The sequence below is a fragment of the Pelistega indica genome (assembly GCF_000506865.1).
Taxonomy (GTDB): Bacteria; Pseudomonadota; Gammaproteobacteria; order Burkholderiales; family Burkholderiaceae_B; genus Taylorella; species Taylorella indica.
In genome coordinates this window covers 1-2,943 of the sequence record NZ_AYSV01000036.1, presented here as the reverse complement: position 1 = coordinate 2,943, position 2,943 = coordinate 1, and the positions used below count along the sequence as shown (strand labels likewise).

The following is a 2,943-nucleotide window of genomic DNA, read 5'->3' as shown; positions in this document are numbered from 1 at the left end:
CACCATAGAACAATTGATTGATGGWAAWCATGATTTGGAACAGCAAAAAGCATGAAGCTAAATCTAATCTGACAGACACCGCTTGTCAAACGGGGAACTGTCGAGATGAAGTCTGAACTTCTACAGATGAGCTTATCTAATTCATCATCTTTTTGGAAGTCAAAAAAATTTTTAGCAAAAATTTCATAATCGATAAGCTTTTCAGCATGTAATATCGCCTTTATTTGATAAATATATTATATCATAATATAATATATTTTTGAAATTATTTTGACACAGAAATTCTAATTTTTAGTTTATTAATAGTTCTGTAAGCTGGTTAATTTCTTTTTTTGCTATAGCATTTTTACATTCTTTAAATGGTTTGTTGTAGTCAATTACAAATGCTTTTCTTTGTCCTAGTTGATAGATACCATCTAGCGGTAATTTTTTTTAGAATGCTTTTTAAATCTTCGCATTCTGATAAATTGTGATAAGTTACGCCATTGATTAAACCATAAATCTTTTTCTTTTTTGTTTTGATTTTTTTTAACATTGATAAATGATTATCTTGTAAAAAACTTGATAAAGATAATTGTGTAGGTTGTACTGGAATAAAAATAATATCAGATAATGCTAATATATTTTCAACATAATCATTTGTCCTTGGTGTTCCATCGATAACAATAAAGTCTTTTTCAGCGAACGCATTAAGATCATGTTGTGTTAGCTTATTATGGATAAGAAAACAATCAATTTCTCCTTGGCTGTTTTCAGCCCAGTTAGCAGTTGATTTTTGTTGAATATCGCTATCTAATAAAACAACAGATTTACCCTTGTTTTTTAAATTTTGTGCTACCAAAATTGAAATGGTACTTTTTCCAGATCCACCTTTTAAGCTATATACAGTTACTATTTTTGACATGGTTTATCCTATCTTGAGATAATTATATTATGATATAATATAATATAATGAAAAAGCAATGATTTTATGAGGAGATTAAATGTACCCGAATTATGAATTGGTTGATGTTAATTTGCACGCTATTATTCGGAGGTTTTTTTGTAAAAAGATATGGGATTTTTTTACTTATGGCTTCAAAAGATGATAAAGATAGATTCATTTCTGAATTACGTCAATTAAAGTCTGAGTCCAATAAAATTGAATTTATATTAAAAATGAATGAATGGCAAAAATGGAAAGAACAAGGTCATTTTAACGTTGAGTTAACAGAAGATCTTTTTGTGTATTGATATTATACATCAATTATATTATAATATAATATAATTGATTTATTAAATTGGACTTAATTTAAAATGGCATTACAAGCAATTAAAACAAAGAAAGTTACAACTATAGATGTACCTGAAGAGAAAGATTTAAGAGCCATTAAATCTGTTACGCTAAAGAAAAGTACTATTGAACGATTAAAAGTCTATAGCAGAAGCATTGATAGCAATGACTCTCGTATCATTCAAGAGATTCTTGATGATTTTTTAACTAAGAAGGGTTTTTAGTATTTAAAGGAGAAAGATATGGAATTATATAATCAAGATTATGAAGTCGCTATTGAGGTTTTAGGACAAAGTAAAGCACCTTGGGTGAACGCCTATTGGGAAGAAAAAGATAAGTCTGAACCAAATAAAAAATTATTAGATTTTTATGAATCAAAAAAATTGGCAACTGATTTACTAATGGATAATTTAAGTCCAGAAGATACGGATGTTATTGCTCAAATCCTTGACCCTAATAATAAACTTTTTAGAGGCTTATAATGAGTTATATTCCATTGTCTACTGAAAAAATTAATAACATAGCAGAGGAATTTTTTTTAAATAAAATAAATAAAAATCATATCCAGAGACAAGAAAAACCTATTTTAACTCTTATTGCCGCACAACCTGGTGCTGGGAAAACAAAAATTGCGGATCATATTAAGCAAGAGTTAAAGCAAAAGGGCGGTTATATTCATGTTGATGCAGACCGAATGAGAGAAGAAATTCCCAACTATGCAAAATATCCTTCTCATGTTACTCAAGCTGATGCTGGTAAATTGGTAAATACGTTAAGAAATCTAGCCAAAGAAGCAAGGGTTAACATTATAGAAGAGGGTACTTTTAGAGACAGTAAATCATTATCAGCGTTTTTAGAGAAAAATAAGCAATTGGGTTATCATGTTGAAATGGTAGCGTTGGCTGTCCCTAGAGAACAAAGTTTATTAGGAATTTACAGCCGTTTTGAAAAACAAAAAGAGGCTGGAGTAAATGCGAGATTTGTACCGCCTGATTATCATGATAATGCTTTTAATGGCTTTCGGGAAACAGTTAAAAGTTTAGAAAATAAATTTGATAGCTTTAGGGTCTTTAATCGAGAGGGTCAATTACTTTATGATGCTAAAAATAAAGGTGAAAATTTAACAGCCTCTGATGTACTTGAAAAGAATCTTATATCTACGGCAGAAGAGAAAATATTTGTTTTAAAGCAAATGCAAATTTTGAAAGAAAAAGCTCAAGTAAGAGAAGGAAATACGCCTTATATTGAAGAGTTTGAGAGAGTTATTCAAAAAGAGCGAGAAAAAAGAAAAACTACCTATTCATTTAGAAAAAAATATAAAAGCCTCATTTAAATCTACTTTAGAACAGTATAGAGAAGAAAATAGTTTAAATAATCCGCAACATAAGGACTATAAAAAAGGATTATCAATTTAATATATTACAGTATAATATAATATACTGTAGAAGTTCAGACTTCATCTGACAGTTCCCCGTTTGACAAGCGGTGTCTGTCAGATTAGATTTAGCTCAGCTTTTTGCTGTTCCAAATCTGTTTACCATCAATCAATGTTTCTATGGGTGTTCGCCCACAGCACATCTTCTCCTTGATCTGAGTTCGTTCATTATTATAGAAATCWAAGCCATTCGTCTAGGTCTTTTGCAAACTATCTAATCAGTCATAGAGTTTTT

The 2,943-nt window shown here is 29.6% G+C and carries 5 protein-coding genes and 1 pseudogene; 4 read left to right on the top strand and 2 right to left on the bottom strand.

Annotation, left to right across the window (positions count from 1 at the left end):
* Positions 1–373: 373 nt before the first annotated feature.
* On the bottom strand, positions 374–904 hold the full coding sequence (locus V757_RS17935) for a ParA family protein (protein WP_218184477.1): 531 nt from the start codon (positions 902–904) through the stop codon (positions 374–376).
* 167 nt (positions 905–1,071) lie between these two features.
* Between V757_RS17935 and V757_RS17930 the strand changes: the two genes are divergently transcribed.
* The 4 genes from V757_RS17930 to V757_RS17915 all read left to right on the top strand — a co-directional run bounded on the left by V757_RS17930 (position 1,072) and on the right by V757_RS17915 (position 2,606).
* Positions 1,072–1,233, top strand: a complete 162-nt coding sequence (locus V757_RS17930; protein WP_155805786.1) for a hypothetical protein — start codon at positions 1,072–1,074, stop codon at positions 1,231–1,233.
* 63 nt (positions 1,234–1,296) lie between these two features.
* A complete protein-coding gene (locus V757_RS17925) occupies positions 1,297–1,497 on the top strand; it encodes a hypothetical protein (protein WP_023949699.1) in 201 nt (66 codons plus the stop codon).
* A gap of 18 nt (positions 1,498–1,515) precedes the next feature.
* Entirely contained in the window at positions 1,516–1,755 is a 240-nt protein-coding gene (locus V757_RS17920) for a hypothetical protein (RefSeq protein WP_023949698.1), read from the top strand.
* Positions 1,755–2,606, top strand: coding sequence for a zeta toxin family protein (locus V757_RS17915; protein ID WP_023949697.1), 852 nt, complete (start codon positions 1,755–1,757; stop codon positions 2,604–2,606). Before V757_RS17920 ends, V757_RS17915 begins: the two co-directional genes overlap by 1 nt.
* A 170-nt stretch (positions 2,607–2,776) precedes the next feature.
* On the opposite strand, the pseudogene V757_RS29110 reads toward V757_RS17915, so the two are convergent.
* A pseudogene (locus V757_RS29110) lies at positions 2,777–2,912 on the bottom strand (IS481 family transposase); the annotation flags it as partial.
* Positions 2,913–2,943 lie beyond the last annotated feature (31 nt).